Consider the following 14729-nt stretch of genomic DNA (forward strand, 5'->3'; position numbering starts at 1 on the left):
TCCGGTCCCTCAGGACCCAACAGCGTGCAGGCACCGGTCCCCTCACCCAGAACCTTCCAACCACCGAAGCGGCGTACTAGTCCCGAGATCAGATCTCGATGCCATGTCAAATGTTCCACCCATGAGCTCCCAGCGAAGAACGTATGCCTTCGATCTGGGTTCTGGACGCCGAAGCGTCAGATGCTCCTTAGAAAGGAGGTGATCCAGCCGCACCTTCCGGTACGGCTACCTTGTTACGACTTAGTCCTAATTACCGATCCCACCTTCGACGGCTCCCTCCACAAGGGTTAGGCCACCGGCTTCAGGTGTTACCGACTTTCATGACTTGACGGGCGGTGTGTACAAGACCCGGGAACGTATTCACCGCAGCGTTGCTGATCTGCGATTACTAGCGACTCCGACTTCATGAGGTCGAGTTGCAGACCTCAATCCGAACTGGGACCGGCTTTTTGGGATTCGCTCCACCTCACGGTATTGCAGCCCTTTGTACCGGCCATTGTAGCATGCGTGAAGCCCAAGACATAAGGGGCATGATGATTTGACGTCATCCCCACCTTCCTCCGAGTTGACCCCGGCAGTATCCCATGAGTTCCCACCATTACGTGCTGGCAACATAGAACGAGGGTTGCGCTCGTTGCGGGACTTAACCCAACATCTCACGACACGAGCTGACGACAACCATGCACCACCTGTTTACGAGTGTCCAAAGAGTTGACCATTTCTGGCCCGTTCTCGTATATGTCAAGCCTTGGTAAGGTTCTTCGCGTTGCATCGAATTAATCCGCATGCTCCGCCGCTTGTGCGGGTCCCCGTCAATTCCTTTGAGTTTTAGCCTTGCGGCCGTACTCCCCAGGCGGGGAACTTAATGCGTTAGCTGCGTCACGGAATCCGTGGAATGGACCCCACAACTAGTTCCCAACGTTTACGGGGTGGACTACCAGGGTATCTAAGCCTGTTTGCTCCCCACCCTTTCGCTCCTCAGCGTCAGTTACGGCCCAGAGATCTGCCTTCGCCATCGGTGTTCCTCCTGATATCTGCGCATTCCACCGCTACACCAGGAATTCCAATCTCCCCTACCGCACTCTAGTCTGCCCGTACCCACTGCAGGCCCGAGGTTGAGCCTCGGGATTTCACAGCAGACGCGACAAACCGCCTACGAGCTCTTTACGCCCAATAATTCCGGATAACGCTTGCGCCCTACGTATTACCGCGGCTGCTGGCACGTAGTTAGCCGGCGCTTTTTCTGCAGGTACCGTCACTTTCGCTTCTTCCCTGCTAAAAGAGGTTTACAACCCGAAGGCCGTCATCCCTCACGCGGCGTTGCTGCATCAGGCTTTCGCCCATTGTGCAATATTCCCCACTGCTGCCTCCCGTAGGAGTCTGGGCCGTGTCTCAGTCCCAGTGTGGCCGGTCACCCTCTCAGGCCGGCTACCCGTCGACGCCTTGGTGAGCCATTACCTCACCAACAAGCTGATAGGCCGCGAGCCCATCCCCAACCGAAAAATCTTTCCAAACGCAGACCATGCGGTCACGTCACATATCCAGTATTAGACGCCGTTTCCAGCGCTTATCCCAGAGTCAGGGGCAGGTTGCTCACGTGTTACTCACCCGTTCGCCACTGATCCCACAGAGCAAGCTCCGTGTTCACCGTTCGACTTGCATGTGTTAAGCACGCCGCCAGCGTTCATCCTGAGCCAGGATCAAACTCTCCGTAAAAAGAAATTGCATACGAACCGGGGAAAAACCGGAACGCAGCGAGTTTGATGCTGACCAAAGAGATAAATCATTGCTGACTATCCGTTGCCAACCCCACAAGGAGGTTGGTCTTTGATCCAAAGGAATTCTCACCCAGCCGAAGCTAGACGAGGATAATTTGGCATTTGACAAGTGCACGCTGTTGAGTTCTCAAGGATCGGATGCTCCCACGACCCAGCCATCACGACCAGGCCCGCAGGGCAACTTCTCTATCTTAGCCATCCCGACCCGCTTGTCAAATCGGCGCGCCGTGCGGATCTCGGATCCGCTGCGCAGCCGCTGACAGCCGCAGAAGGGGTGGATCTCCCATCCTAGACGCAAGCGTCTGATCTCTCAAGTGAGAGAGGATCGGGAGTGGTTCTCCGCTTGAGGGGGGTGAAGCTCTAGGCTTCTCCGCTTCCCTGTGGGGCGAACAAGTAATAAGTTACGTGGATTCCGGGGGTCTGGCAAATCGGGCGCACTCCCCCGGGCGTGTCGCAGCCCCTCATGCGCCTGATTCCCCCGGATCAGCCAGGGTTTCCGGCCACTTCGCCGCCGGGAGTAGCATCTCGCCATGGTCCCCGGTCGTCCCACCTCCGCCGCTGAGCTGCTCGCCCGCGTCGTGATCGAGGCGGGCGGGGACGCGTCGCAGGCCCCGGCGGACTCGGGCCTCCGTGCCCTCGGGGGCGTCCCGCTCTCTTCGCGCACGGCGACCGGCGATCTCGCTCTCGTCAGCGTCGCAGCAGTGGCCCTCGCCGCGGGTATCGATCTCACGCGCGTCGACCCCGTCCGCGTCGCCGTCGCCTACCGGAGCGACAGGTATCTGGAGGTGGGCGGCACTCCCCCTCCCGTGTGGGCGCCCCTCTCCGGGTTCTGGGCGAGCGCGGATGGATGGGTCCGGACACACGGCAACTACCCGCACCACGCCCGCGCGCTTCGCACCGCGCTGGACCTGGACGACAGGGCAGGAGCGGAGGCCGTGGCCCGCACGCTGGAGACGCTGCACACCGCGGAGGCCGTCCGCCGGATCTCCGAAGCCGGAGGTCTCGCCGTGGCCGTCCGCCCTGAGGACCGCGCGGCCGATGAGGCTCTGCGGCGGACGCCCGTCGTGGACGTCGCGATCACGGAGGCGATCGGCCGACGACGGGGGAAGGACCGACGTCTCCCGTCGCCCGGTGCGGCGGGGCAGGCTCCCCTCGCCGGCGTCCGCGTCCTCGACCTCACGCGGGTGATCGCCGGTCCGGTGTGCACCCGGACCCTCGCGCTCCTCGGCGCGGACGTGCTCCGCATCGACCCGCCGCACCTCCCCGAGCTTCCGTGGCAGCATCTCGACACCGGTCACGGCAAGCGCACCGCGCTGCTCGATGCCCGAGGCGCTGCGCTGCACGACCTCCTGGAGACCGCGGATGCCGTCGTGCTCGGCTATCGTCCTGCGGCCCTGGAGCGCCTGGGCCTCTCCCCCGACGCGCTCGCCGCACGGTATCCGGGCCTGCTCGTCGCCCAGCTCAGCGCCTGGGGCACGTCTCACCCCGAGCGCGCCGGCTTCGACAGCCTGGTCCAGGCGGAGAGCGGCATCGCACTGATCGAGGGCGACGGCGGTCGGCCGGGCGCTCTTCCGGCTCAGGCATTGGACCACAGCGCCGGCTACCTCCTCGCCGCCGTCCTCACGCAACTGCTCCGCCACCGCGACGGGCACTCGCGAGTCGTGCGGACCTCCTTGCGTCGGATCGCCGCCGAGTTGCTCGGGATGCCGCGGACGCCCCGCGCGTCGGCGCTCCCCGAGGTGGACGCATCCGGCCACCTGGCCCGCTTCGACGTCGACGGGGAAACGATCGTGACGGCCGCCCCGGCACTCCCCGGCCTGGCGTTCGATGCCCCGCACGGGTGGGGCACGGACGCGCCGCACTGGTGAGGCGCGGGATCAGACCGCAGCGCGCGGCCGCCGCACCGCCAGTACGACGCAGAGGACCAGGGTCAGCACGCCCCACACCGCGCAGGCGGGCGGCAGCACCCGATATGCCAGATGCTGCACCGTGAACTCGGCGGACAGCGGACCGAACGCGTGCAGACCGCCGACCCACGCGATCACGAGGATCACCGGCAGCGACAGCCACCACGCGACCCGCACGAACGTCGGAAGGACTCGGGGCGCGTCCGCTCGAGGCGTCGCGCGGCGCAGCCGCAGTGCAGCCCAGATCGCCAGGCCCAGCAGTCCGAGCGCGCTCGAGCCGTACTGGAGCCACTTGTAACCGTCGAAGGGACCCCAGGAGTCCGCGAGCGCGGGCAGCAGATCCACGCCCCACCGTGACTCATGCGTGAACGCATCCCAGAGGATGTGCGAGAGCACGCCCAGCATCGTCGAGAACACGAGCAGGAACGGATACAGCGGTCGCCAGCCCGCGTACCGCGGGCGGTCATCGCGAGTCAGCGCCTCGATCGCCGCCCGGTATCCGCTCGCCCCCCAGCCGGCGGGCAGTCGCACGGACACCCATCCCGGCAGCAGCTCCAGGGTCGCCGGGCGCAGCAGGACGCGCCAGAGGAGGAAAAGCCCGAGAACGAGCAGCGTCGTCCACACGAGGTTGACCGGATCGTGCAGGAAGCCGTAGTTGAGGCCGACGTTGCGCAGGAACAGCGAGATGTCCGGCGTCATCGCTCCGATCGCGATCGCCGCGGGGACGAGCGGCGTGCGCACGAACGGCAGCGCGACGATCGCGTGGCTCGGAGTGAACGGCATACGAGGGCGAAGTCAGCCCAGGAAGACGCCGGCGAGGGTCTTCTTCCCGCGACGCAGCACCGAGACACCGCCGGGCAGGGTGCCCTGCACGGTCGCGGAGTCGTCCTCCACCCGCTCCCCGTCGAGGGAGACGCCGCCCTGCGCGATGGCGCGGCGCGCCTCCGACAGGCTCGACACGAGACCGGTGGCGACGAGGGCGTCGACGACCGGAGTGCCGGCCGCGACCGTCGCATGCGGAAGCTCGTCGAGCGCCGTGCGCAAGGTCGCCGGGTCGAGAGTCGTCAGGTCGCCCTGCCCGAACAGCGCCTCGGACGCGGCGATCACGGCCGCCGTCGCCTCGACGCCGTGCACCGTCGCGACGACCTCGAGCGCGAGGCGCTTCTGGGCGGCACGGCGGAACGGCTCGGTCGCCACGAGCTCCGCGTACTCCTCGATCTCGGCCCTGGTCAGGAACGTGAACACCTTGAGGCGCTCGATCACGTCGGCATCCGCCGTGCTGAGCCAGAACTGGTAGAACGCGTACGGGCTCGTGAGCTCCGCGTCGATCCAGATCGCGTTGCCCTCGCTCTTGCCGAACTTGGTGCCGTCGCTGTTGGTGATCAGCGGGGTGCCGATCGCGTGGACGGACGCCCCTTCGACCCGGTGGATGAGGTCGGTGCCGCTGGTGAGGTTGCCCCACTGATCGGAGCCGCCCGTCTGCAGCACGCAGTCGTACTGCCGGTAGAGCTCGAGGAAGTCGAGCCCCTGGAGGATCTGGTAGCTGAACTCGGTGTAGCTGATCCCGGCGTCGGAGTTCAGGCGTGCGGCCACCGCGTCCTTCTTCAGCATGGTGCCGACGCGGTAGTGCTTGCCGATCTCGCGGAGGAAATCGATCGCGGAGAGCGGCGCCGTCCAGTCGAGGTTGTTCACCATGCGGGCGGCGTTGTCCCCTTCGAAGCTGAGGTAGCGCTCGACCTGTCCGCGCAGACGGTCGACCCATTCCGCCACCGTCTCGCGGGTGTTGAGCGTGCGCTCCGCGGTGGGCCGGGGGTCGCCGATCAGACCGGTGGACCCACCGACGAGACCGAGCGGCTTGTGCCCGGCGAGCTGGAGGCGGCGGAGCAGGAGCAGCTGGACGAGGTGCCCGAGGTGCAGGCTGGGCGCCGTCGGGTCGAAGCCGCAGTAATACGTGACGGGATCTCCCGCGAGCAGGGCGCGTAGCGCCTCCTGGTCGGTGGACACGTGGACGAGGCCACGCCACACGATCTCGTCCCACACGTTCTCGAACGTGGGGTCGATCGCCTGCGGCGCGGTCGTCAGAGCGGGAGTTGACACGCGCTCCAGGCTAGCAGCGGACGACCGCCCCGCTGCGTCGTGCGAGGGGGTGTCAGCTGTGCGCGGCCCACCACACGAGGAACGCGGCGCCGAGCCCGATCACCCAGCTCACCAGGCTGCCGACGAGGAAGTACTCCGCGCGGGCCCCGGTCTCCCCGTCGCGGGAGATCTCCGGGAAGCGGACGATGCCCTTGGCGGCGAGCATGGCCGCGAGCACGGGGTACGCCGCGGCCAGGGTGAGGATCATCACGAGGACGCGTTCGAGCGGGCCGATGAGCCGCCCGCCCTTGAAGCCGTGGCGGGGATCGGCGGGGATCACCCCCACCGCAGGGGCATCGGCCGCAGGCTGGTCGGTCGGTGCGGATGCGACGACCGGAGGCACCGGCTCCGCCACCTCCGCGGGGCGCCAGGTGTGCTCGCCGTCCAGAGCCGCGCGGACGACGAGGTTGGCGGATTCGAGCAGGAAGACACCGGCGCCGAGCGCGAGCACGGCCAGATCGAACGGCACCTCGCCGAACGGCGAGCGGAGCGTCCAGAGCTCGCCGATGAGACCGGCGGCATTCCTCGATCCGCCCCAGACCACGGCGCCGATGCTGAGGGCGGCCAGCGCGACGGCCGGCCAGAACCCGGCACGGGACGGTCCCTCGTCCGGCATGCTCCAGGCCCACAGCGCTCCGGCACCGAGTCCGAGGAGGGCCGGCAGCAGCGCGTCCCCGCCGATGCCGAGGAGGAGGACCACAGCCGCAGCCACGACGTAGCCGATCCACCGCCGAGGCACGAACTGGCGGACGAGGTCGGTCGCGCCGACGGCCAGGAGGACGAAGCCCGCGAGGATCATGCGGTCTCCCCCCGGAGCGCGGCCACACCCTCGATGACAGCGGCGGCTCCCGCGCTCCGCAGCGATTTGGACACGCTCGGCTGCGAGATGCCCTCCTGGGCGGCGAGCTCCTGCTGGGACCGGCCGACCAGGCGCCCGTACGTGAGGTGGCGCTCGCGCGTGCTCATCGCCCCGACGAGCTCGTCGCGCGCGAGGACATACGCGTTGGACGCGGCGATCACGGTCTCCATGACCTCATCCTGGCCCGGGGCTCCGACAATCCAGGTGCGCGTGCGCGGCACGGCGCGCTGTTCGCGGGCGTGCACGGTCTCGATCGCGGCGCGCGCCGCATACCACCCAGGGCCGTCGGCCAGCTCACCGTGCACCGACGCCACCGGTCGGACCTCGCCGATGCCGACGCCGAAGCGGAACGCGAGGCCCTCAGGGAGCCGGAGCTGGACCATGAGGAGGGAGAGGAGCGCGTCGGGAAGCTCGCGGTAGACGCCCTGCTGCTCGTCCCCTACCGTGGGCGTGAGCGGCTGGACCGCCAGCGGACGGTCGCGTTCGACCTGCGCGATGGTCTCGTCGAGGGCACGCTGTGCGGCGCTCCGGTCCCCGAGCTCTCGGGAACCCACGATGTCGGCGATCACGGCGATGACCATGGGATAACCGTAACACGAATATCCGAGGTTTATGCCTCATATGGCTATAGATAGGAAATATGCCTGATTCACGCATCATCGACTGGACCGATGGCACCTGGACCCACGCCCCCGCGCTGACGCGCATCGACGGGCATCTCGACGCCACCGCGATCGAGGGCAGCGATGCCTGGCGTCACACCGCGTACGGCTTCGTGCACGACTCCGAGCATGCACTGCTCGCCCCGCTGGAGGTCGGTGAAGCGATCGAGGTCGCCTTCCGCGCGCCGTGGGAGGGGCAGTTCGACCAGGCGGGCCTCTTCGTCCGCGCCGATGACGAGCACTGGATCAAGGCGGGAGTCGAGTTCGCCGACGGCCACCTCGGCCTGGGCGCCGTCGTGACCGCCGGCCGCTCGGACTGGTCGGTCGGCTACGTCGACGACTGGCGCGAGAGCGAGATCACCGTCCGGGTCAGCCGCTGGGCGGACGCGATGATCGTGCGGGCCCGCGCGGACGACGGACCGTGGCGACTCGTCAGGGTGGCTCCCTTCGCCGGTGACACGGCCGTCTCCGCAGGACCGTTCCTCGCAGCACCCACCCGGGAGGGCCTGACCGTCCGGTTCACCCGGTGGGAGCGCTCGGCCGCCGACGGCGACCTGCACTGAGGCGCGGTCGCCGCCGGAACGACTACAGGCCGAGCGCGTGCGCGGCGGCCTGCGCGCGGGCGACGAGCTCCGCGCGCTGCTCGGCCACCCGCTCGGGCGCGGTGCCGCCGACACCCGTGCGCGACGCGACGGATCCCTCGATCGTGAGCACCTCGCGCACCGCGGGGACGAGGTGGGGCGAAACCGACAGCAGCAGGTCGTCGGAGGCGTCCTCCAGCCCGATCCCCTGTTCCTCGCAGGCGCGCACGAGTGCTCCGGAGATCTCGTGGGCATCGCGGAACGGCACCCGCCGCTTCACCAGCCACTCGGCGACGTCGGTCGCCAGCGAGAACCCCTGGGGGGCGAGCTCGGCCATGCGCTCCGTGTGGAAGCGTAGCGTCGCGACCATCCCCGCGAACGCCGGCAGCACGACCTCGAGCGTCTGCACGGAGTCGAAGACCGGCTCCTTGTCCTCCTGCAGATCGCGGTTGTAGGCGAGCGGCAGCCCCTTGAGCGTCGCCAGCAGGCCGGACAGGTTGCCGATGAGACGCCCGGACTTGCCGCGCGCGAGCTCGGCGATGTCCGGGTTCTTCTTCTGCGGCATGATGCTGGATCCGGTGGAGTAGCCGTCGTCGAGGGTGACGAAGCCGAACTCGCGGGTGTTCCAGAGGATGATCTCCTCGGAGAGTCGGGAGAGGTCGACGCCCGTCATCGCCGCGATGAACGCGAACTCCGCGACGACGTCCCGCGCGGCCGTCCCGTCGAGGGAGTTCTCCGCCGGCCGGTCGAGACCGAGCTCCGTCGCCACGAGAGCGGGGTCGAGGCCCAGCGTCGATCCCGCCAGCGCTCCCCCGCCGTACGGGGAGACACCGGCACGCCGGCGCCAGTCGACGAGACGTTCGAGCTCGCGCACCAGCGGCCACGCGTGAGCCTGGAGGTGATGGGCGAGCAGCACCGGCTGCGCGTGCTGAAGGTGCGTGCGTCCGGGCAGGATCGCGTCGGGGTGCACCTCGGCCTGCGCCACGAGCGCATCGATCACGCGCAGCAGGTCACGGGCGATCACCCGGGCGTGATCGATCAGGTACATCCGCACGAGAGTGGCGATCTGGTCGTTCCGGCTGCGTCCGGCGCGGAGGCGTCCGCCCAGCTCCGGACCGAGCTCGGCGATCAGCGCCTGCTCGAGCGCACCGTGCACGTCCTCGTCGGTGGGCAGCGGCTGCAGGGTGCCGTCGGCGACCTTGCGCGCTACGGCGTCGAGGCCCTCGTGCATGCGGGCGGCCTCATCCGGTTCGAGGTACCCCGCCGCGGCCAGCGCCGTGGCATGCGCGTGGGAACCCGCGATGTCGTACGGCGCGAGGATCCAGTCGAAGTGCGTCGAACGGCTCAGCTCGACGAGCTCCGGCGACGGACCGGTGGCGAACCGCGCGCCCCAGAGCGCGCCCTCGTTGGTGCCTTCGTGCGAGCCGGCCATCACGCGTCCTTCTTCCCGAGGAGCCAGACCAGCAGGGCCTTCTGGGCGTGCAGACGGTTCTCCGCCTCGTCCCAGACCACGCTCTGCGGACCGTCGATGACGGCGGAGTCGACCTCGTAGCCGCGGTCGGCGGGGAGGCAGTGGATGAAGATCGCGTCGTCGTGCGCGAGCTCCATCGTCTCCGGCGTGACCTTGTAGCCGCCGAGGTCGCGGATCCGCGCGAGCTTCTCCTCCTCCTTGCCCATCGACACCCAGGTGTCGGTGACGACGACGTCAGCGCCCGCGGCCGCCTCGACCGGATCGGTGAAGAGCGTGATCGATCCGCCGGTCTCCCCGGCGCGGCGGTCGGCCGCTTCGATCACGTCGGCGCGCGGCGCGTAGTCCTCCGGAGAGGCGATGCGCACGTGCATGCCCGCCGTGACGCCGGCGAGCGCGTAGGAGTGCGCCATGTTGCTCTGGCCGTCGCCGAAGAACGTCAGCGTGAGGCCCTTCAGATCGCCCTTGTGCTCGCGGATCGTCAGCAGGTCGGCGAGGAGCTGGCACGGGTGGAAGTCGTCGGACAGTGCGTTGACCACGGGGACCCGGGTGCCGGCGGCCATCTCCTCCAGGCCCGATTGCGCGTACGTGCGCCACACGATCGCGGCGACCTGGCGCTCGAGGACGCGCGCCGTGTCGGACGGCGTCTCCTTCCCGCCGAGCTGGCTGCTCGCGGTGGAGATGATGAGCGGGGTGCCGCCGAGGTCGGCGATGCCCACGGCGAACGAGACGCGCGTCCGGGTGGACGACTTGTCGAAGATCACGGCGACGGTCTGCGGGCCGGCGAGGCTCTTGTCCGCCCAGCGGTCCTTCTTGAGCTCGAGGGCGAGATCGAGGATCTCCGCCTGCTCGGCGGGCGTCAGATCGTCGTCGCGCAGCAGGTGGCGGGTCATGCGGGGACCTTTCCGGTGGCGGAGGAGTGGACGTCGGAGAGAGCGGCGGTGAACAGCTCGCGGAACTCCGCCAGCTCCGCGTCGCCGATGGTGAGTGCCGGCGCGACGCGCACGGTCTCGGGGTTGGCGGCGTTGACGATGAGACCGCGGTCCTGGGCGGCGGCGACCACCGCACCCGCCACGGGCTGGGTGAGCGCGACGCCGACGAGGAGTCCGCGGCCGCGGACGCCCTCGATCAGCGGGGAGTCGACGCCCAGGATGATCTCCCGCAGCTGGGCTCCGCGGCGCGCGGCGTTGTCGACGAGGTCGGCGCGCTCGATCTCGGCCAGCACCGCGTCCGCCACGGCCGTCGCGAGCGGGTTCCCGCCGAAGGTGGAGCCGTGCGAGCCGGGCGTGAACAGGGCGCTCGCGGCGCCGTAGGTGACGAGGGCGCCGATCGGGAACCCGCCGCCGATGCCCTTCGCGAGCGTGATGGCGTCGGGCGTGATGCCCTCGTGGCTGAACCCGAACCAGGCGCCGGTCCGTCCTGCCCCTGTCTGGATCTCATCGACGATGAGCAGGGCTCCGTGTGCGAGGGTCAGCGAGCGCGCGGCGGCGAGGTAGCCCTCGGGGAGCTCGACGACGCCGGCCTCACCCTGGATCGGCTCCACGATGACGGCGGCGACCCGGTCATCCATCGCGGCCTCCAGCGCATCGATCGTGGCCGGGATGTGCTCGACCCCTCCGGGCATCGGAGCGAACGGCGCGCGCATGGACTCCTTGGCCGTGAGCGCGAGCGAGCCCATCGTGCGGCCGTGGAAGCCGTTCTCCAGCGCCAGGATGCGGGGACGCTCCGCGCCGCCGTGCAGACGGGCGAGCTTGAACGCGGCCTCGTTGGCCTCGGCACCCGAGTTCGAGAAGAAGACCCGACCGTCGATCCCCGCGCCGGCGAGGCGCTTGAGCCGGGCCGCGAGCGCGAGCTGCGGTGGGGTCGCGAAGTAGTTGGAGACGTGCGCGAGGGTGGCGGCCTGCCGCGACACCGCATCGACGAACACCGGGTGCGCGTGCCCGAGCGAGGTCACCGCGATGCCGGCGAGGAAGTCGAGGTAGCGTCGGTCTTCGGCGTCCCACAGGTACGAGCCCTCACCGCGGGTCAGCAGCGCGAGGCGCTCCCCCGCGTTGAGCACGAGATCACGTGCCGCGTCGTCCTGCCAGACGGTCATGCCGTCGCCCCTTTCTCTCCCAGGACCACTTCGGTCCCGATTCCCTTGCTGGTGAACAGTTCGACGAGCACCGAGTGCGGGACCCGTCCGTCGATGATCGCGGCCGCGTCGACGCCACCCTCGACCGCATCGAGGCATGCGCGCATTTTCGGGATCATGCCCGACTCCAGGCGCGGCAGCATCTCCACGAGAGCGCCCGACGTCAGATGCGACACGAGCGAGTCCCGGTTGGGCCAGTCGGCGTACAGCCCCGGCACGTCGGTGAGGATGACGAGCTTGCGCGCACCGAGGGCCACGGCGAGCGCAGCAGCCGCGGCATCCGCGTTGACGTTGAGCGACTGCCCCGGGTGGTCGAGGTCGGGCGCGATGCTCGACACGACCGGGATCCGCCCTGCGGCGAGATGATCGAGCACCGGCGTCGGGTCGACCTGGACCACGTCGCCCACGCGGCCGAGGTCCACCTCCTCGCCGTCGATCATGACACCGCGGCGGCGGCCGCCGAAGAGCCCGGCGTCCTCACCGCTGAGGCCGGTGGCGATGGGGCCGTGCGAGTTGATCTTCGACACGAGCTGCGGGTTCACCTGGCCCGTGAGCACCATCCGCACGACGCCGATGGCCTCGGTGTTGGTGACGCGATATCCGCCCTTGAACTCGCTGGGGATCTCCAGGCGCTGGAGCATGTCGGAGATCTGCGGCCCACCGCCGTGCACGACCACCGGCTGCACGCCGACGTAGCGGAGGTACGCGATGTCCTGAGCGAAGGCTTCTTGCAGCTCGTCCGAGACCATCGCGTTGCCGCCGTACTTGACGACGACGATCTGGTCGCGGAACTTCCTCAGCCACGGCAGCGACTCGATGAGGGTGGTCGCCTTCTGGGCCGCGATGTCCGGCGTGGTGTCCTGGATGTCGGTCATGAGGCGTAGGCGCTGTTCTCGTGCACGTAGTCGTGGGTGAGGTCGTTCGTGAGGACCGTGGCGGTGGCCTCCCCGACCTTGAGGTCGATCATCAGGTGCGTCGCTCGCGGCGTCAGGTCGACCTCCTCGCGCGGGCGGTCCGGGCCACCGGCGGTGCACACGCGGACGCCGTTCATCCACACGTCGACGTCGTACGGGTCGAACTGCGCGGCCGTGGTGCCGATCGCCGCGAGCACGCGTCCCCAGTTCGGGTCGTTGCCGAAGATGGCGGCCTTGAACAGGTTGTTGCGGGCCACCGAGCGGCCGACCTCGACGGCATCCTGCTCGGAGACGGCGTGCTGCACCTCGATCGTGATGTCGTGGCTCGCGCCCTCCGCGTCGCCCTGCAGCTTGACCGCGAGCTCCTGGCAGAGCGTGGTGAGCGCCTCGGCGAAGTCGTCGAGATCGGGGGCGACCTCGGAGGCGCCGTTGGCGAGCAGCGTCACCTGGTCGTTGGTCGACATGCAGCCGTCCGAGTCGAGGCGGTCGAACGTGCGTCCCGTCGCCCGACGCAGCGCCTCGTCGGCCTGGAGCGGTTCGAGCACGGCGTCGGTGGTGAGCACCACGAGCATCGTCGCCAGACCCGGGGCGAGCATGCCCGCGCCCTTCGCCATGCCGCCGATCGTCCAGCCGTCGCGGGTCACCACAGCGGTCTTCGCAACCGTGTCCGTGGTCATGATGGCGTGCGCGGCGCTCTCCCCGCCGTCCGAGCTCAGCTCGGTGATCGCCTGCGCGGTGCCTGCGAGGACCTTCTCGCGGAAGACCTCGTCGCCCGTCCCGATGAGCCCCGTGGAGCAGACGAGCACGTCGCCCGCGCTGATGCCGAGCATCTCGGCCGCCTTCTCCGCGGTCTGGTGGGTCGTCTGAAACCCGAAGCTGCCGGTGAAGCAGTTCGCCCCGCCGGAGTTGAGGACGACGGCCTCGACCACGCGGTCCGCGACGGCCTGCTGGGACCAGATGATGGGGTTGGCCTTGGCGCGGTTGCTCGTGAAGACGGCGGCCCCGACCTTCCGGGGGCCGCGGTTGACGACGACGGCGACATCGGGCTTGCCGGTGGACTTGAGTCCGGCGGCGACTCCGGCCGCCTCGAATCCTGCGGGGGCGGTGACGCTCACGGGGCGACTCCGTTCACTGAGAGGGCGCGGGTCTCGGGAAGCCCCAGCGCGATGTTCATGGACTGGACGGCAGCTCCGGCGGTGCCCTTGACGAGGTTGTCGACGGCGGTGACCACCGTCACGCGGTTCGCGGCGCGGTCGATCGCGAGACCGAGGAGGGCCGTGTTCGCCCCGAGCACGTCGGCGGTGCGCGGGAAGCTGCCCTCCGGGAGCAGCTGCACGAAGGTCTCGTCGCCGTAGGCGCTCTCCCACGCCTGGCGGATCTCGGCGTCGCTCACGCCGTCGACGATCGGCGCCGTGGAGGTGGCGAGGATGCCGCGCGACATCGGCACGAGGACCGGGGTGAAGGAGATCCGGATGTCCTGGGTCCCTGAGCCTGTCGAAGGGCCTGAGCCTGTCGAGGGGCCTGAGCCTGTCGAAGGGCGGGCGGCGGCGAGCGCCTGTCGGATCTCCGGGATGTGGCGGTGCGTGCCGCCCACCGCATACGGGTTCGCGGAGCCGAGGATCTCGGAGGCGAGGAGGTTCGTCTTCAGGCTCTTGCCCGCCCCGGACGGGCCGACGGCCAGGACGGAGACGATGTCGCCCGGGTCGATCACGCCGGCCGCGACACCGGGGGCGAGGCTGAGGCTCACCGTGGAGGCGTTGCAGCCGGGTGCGGCGATCCGGGTCGCGCCGCGGAGCGCCTCGCGCTGCTTGCCCCCTCCGACGACGAGCTCGGGCACGCCGTACGTCCAGGGCTCGTGGAACGCCCCGCCGTAGAAGGCGTCCCACTCCGTCGAGGAGGTGAGCCGGTGGTCGGCCCCCGCGTCGATCACGAGCGGGGTGTCGCCGAGGGCGTCCGTGTACTGTCCGGACTGGCCGTGCGGGAGGGCGAGGAACACGATGTCGTGTCCGGCGAGGATCTCCGGCGTGGTGTCCTGCAGCGTGAGGTGGGCGAGCGAGCGGAGGTGCGGCTGATGGGCGACGAGGGGCTGTCCGGCGTTCGAGTGCGCCGTGACGGTGCGGATCTCGACGTCGGGGTGTGCGGCCAGGAGGCGCAGGATCTCGCCGCCTGCGTAGCCGGAGGCGCCGGAGACGGCGACGGAATACGTCATGCTTCTACCTTAACGGTCGGGTCCTCGACGATCTCGGGACCGGGGGCGGGGCCGGAGGCGGCGACACCGGCACTCGACCGC

At 69.2% G+C, this 14729-nt stretch carries 12 protein-coding genes and 1 rRNA gene; 2 read left to right on the forward strand and 11 right to left on the reverse strand.

The features are described from left to right. Positions 1 to 191: 191 nt before the first annotated feature. Positions 192 to 1716: ribosomal RNA gene (locus tag AC3B5L_RS11270) — 16S ribosomal RNA — on the reverse strand. A 592-nt stretch (positions 1717 to 2308) separates the two neighbouring features. Between AC3B5L_RS11270 and AC3B5L_RS11275 the strand changes: the two genes are divergently transcribed. Further along, positions 2309 to 3646, forward strand: a complete 1338-nt coding sequence (locus AC3B5L_RS11275; RefSeq protein WP_490095756.1) for a CoA transferase — start codon at positions 2309 to 2311, stop codon at positions 3644 to 3646. Positions 3647 to 3655: 9 nt separating this feature from the next. Here the strand turns inward: AC3B5L_RS11275 and AC3B5L_RS11280 are convergent, their stop codons facing one another. The 4 genes from AC3B5L_RS11280 to AC3B5L_RS11295 are packed head-to-tail and all read right to left on the reverse strand — an operon-like array spanning position 3656 to position 7261. Next, the gene (locus AC3B5L_RS11280; RefSeq protein ID WP_490095757.1) at positions 3656 to 4468 is read right to left on the reverse strand and encodes a DUF4184 family protein; all 813 of its coding nucleotides are present in this window, start codon (positions 4466 to 4468) and stop codon (positions 3656 to 3658) included. A 12-nt stretch (positions 4469 to 4480) separates the two neighbouring features. After that, a complete protein-coding gene (gene tyrS / locus AC3B5L_RS11285) occupies positions 4481 to 5782 on the reverse strand; it encodes a tyrosine--tRNA ligase (protein ID WP_363447853.1) in 1302 nt (433 codons plus the stop codon). 52 nt (positions 5783 to 5834) lie between these two features. Continuing rightward, a complete protein-coding gene (locus tag AC3B5L_RS11290) occupies positions 5835 to 6620 on the reverse strand; it encodes a hypothetical protein (RefSeq protein WP_363447851.1) in 786 nt (261 codons plus the stop codon). After that, positions 6617 to 7261: a SatD family protein gene (locus tag AC3B5L_RS11295; protein ID WP_187661862.1), complete on the reverse strand. Its 645-nt coding sequence runs from the start codon at positions 7259 to 7261 to the stop codon at positions 6617 to 6619. The genes AC3B5L_RS11290 and AC3B5L_RS11295 overlap by 4 nt, the downstream gene beginning before the upstream one ends. A gap of 59 nt (positions 7262 to 7320) precedes the next feature. On the opposite strand from AC3B5L_RS11295, the gene AC3B5L_RS11300 reads away from it, so the two are divergent. After that, positions 7321 to 7905: a DUF1349 domain-containing protein gene (locus tag AC3B5L_RS11300; RefSeq protein ID WP_259955166.1), complete on the forward strand. Its 585-nt coding sequence runs from the start codon at positions 7321 to 7323 to the stop codon at positions 7903 to 7905. Between the two features lie 22 nt (positions 7906 to 7927). Here the strand turns inward: AC3B5L_RS11300 and argH are convergent, their stop codons facing one another. From argH to argC, 6 genes are read right to left on the reverse strand one after another with little or no spacing between them, the layout of a single operon-like run. Further along, positions 7928 to 9355, reverse strand: coding sequence for an argininosuccinate lyase (argH, locus tag AC3B5L_RS11305; protein ID WP_490095758.1), 1428 nt, complete (start codon positions 9353 to 9355; stop codon positions 7928 to 7930). Beyond that, positions 9355 to 10284 (reverse strand): ornithine carbamoyltransferase, encoded by a 930-nt coding sequence (gene argF / locus AC3B5L_RS11310; RefSeq protein ID WP_187661865.1) that lies wholly within the window; start codon positions 10282 to 10284, stop codon positions 9355 to 9357. The genes argH and argF overlap by 1 nt, the downstream gene beginning before the upstream one ends. Beyond that, the gene (locus AC3B5L_RS11315) at positions 10281 to 11486 is read right to left on the reverse strand and encodes an acetylornithine transaminase (RefSeq protein WP_490095759.1); all 1206 of its coding nucleotides are present in this window, start codon (positions 11484 to 11486) and stop codon (positions 10281 to 10283) included. The genes argF and AC3B5L_RS11315 overlap by 4 nt, the downstream gene beginning before the upstream one ends. After that, the gene (gene argB / locus AC3B5L_RS11320) at positions 11483 to 12400 is read right to left on the reverse strand and encodes an acetylglutamate kinase (RefSeq protein ID WP_268776873.1); all 918 of its coding nucleotides are present in this window, start codon (positions 12398 to 12400) and stop codon (positions 11483 to 11485) included. Before argB ends, AC3B5L_RS11315 begins: the two co-directional genes overlap by 4 nt. Then, on the reverse strand, positions 12397 to 13554 hold the full coding sequence (argJ, locus tag AC3B5L_RS11325; protein ID WP_280567797.1) for a bifunctional glutamate N-acetyltransferase/amino-acid acetyltransferase ArgJ: 1158 nt from the start codon (positions 13552 to 13554) through the stop codon (positions 12397 to 12399). Before argJ ends, argB begins: the two co-directional genes overlap by 4 nt. Next, positions 13551 to 14648, reverse strand: a complete 1098-nt coding sequence (argC, locus tag AC3B5L_RS11330) for an N-acetyl-gamma-glutamyl-phosphate reductase (RefSeq protein ID WP_292795888.1) — start codon at positions 14646 to 14648, stop codon at positions 13551 to 13553. The genes argJ and argC overlap by 4 nt, the downstream gene beginning before the upstream one ends. Positions 14649 to 14729: the final 81 nt, after the last annotated feature.

It is taken from the genome of Microbacterium sp. C-MGS6 (genome assembly GCF_058140415.1).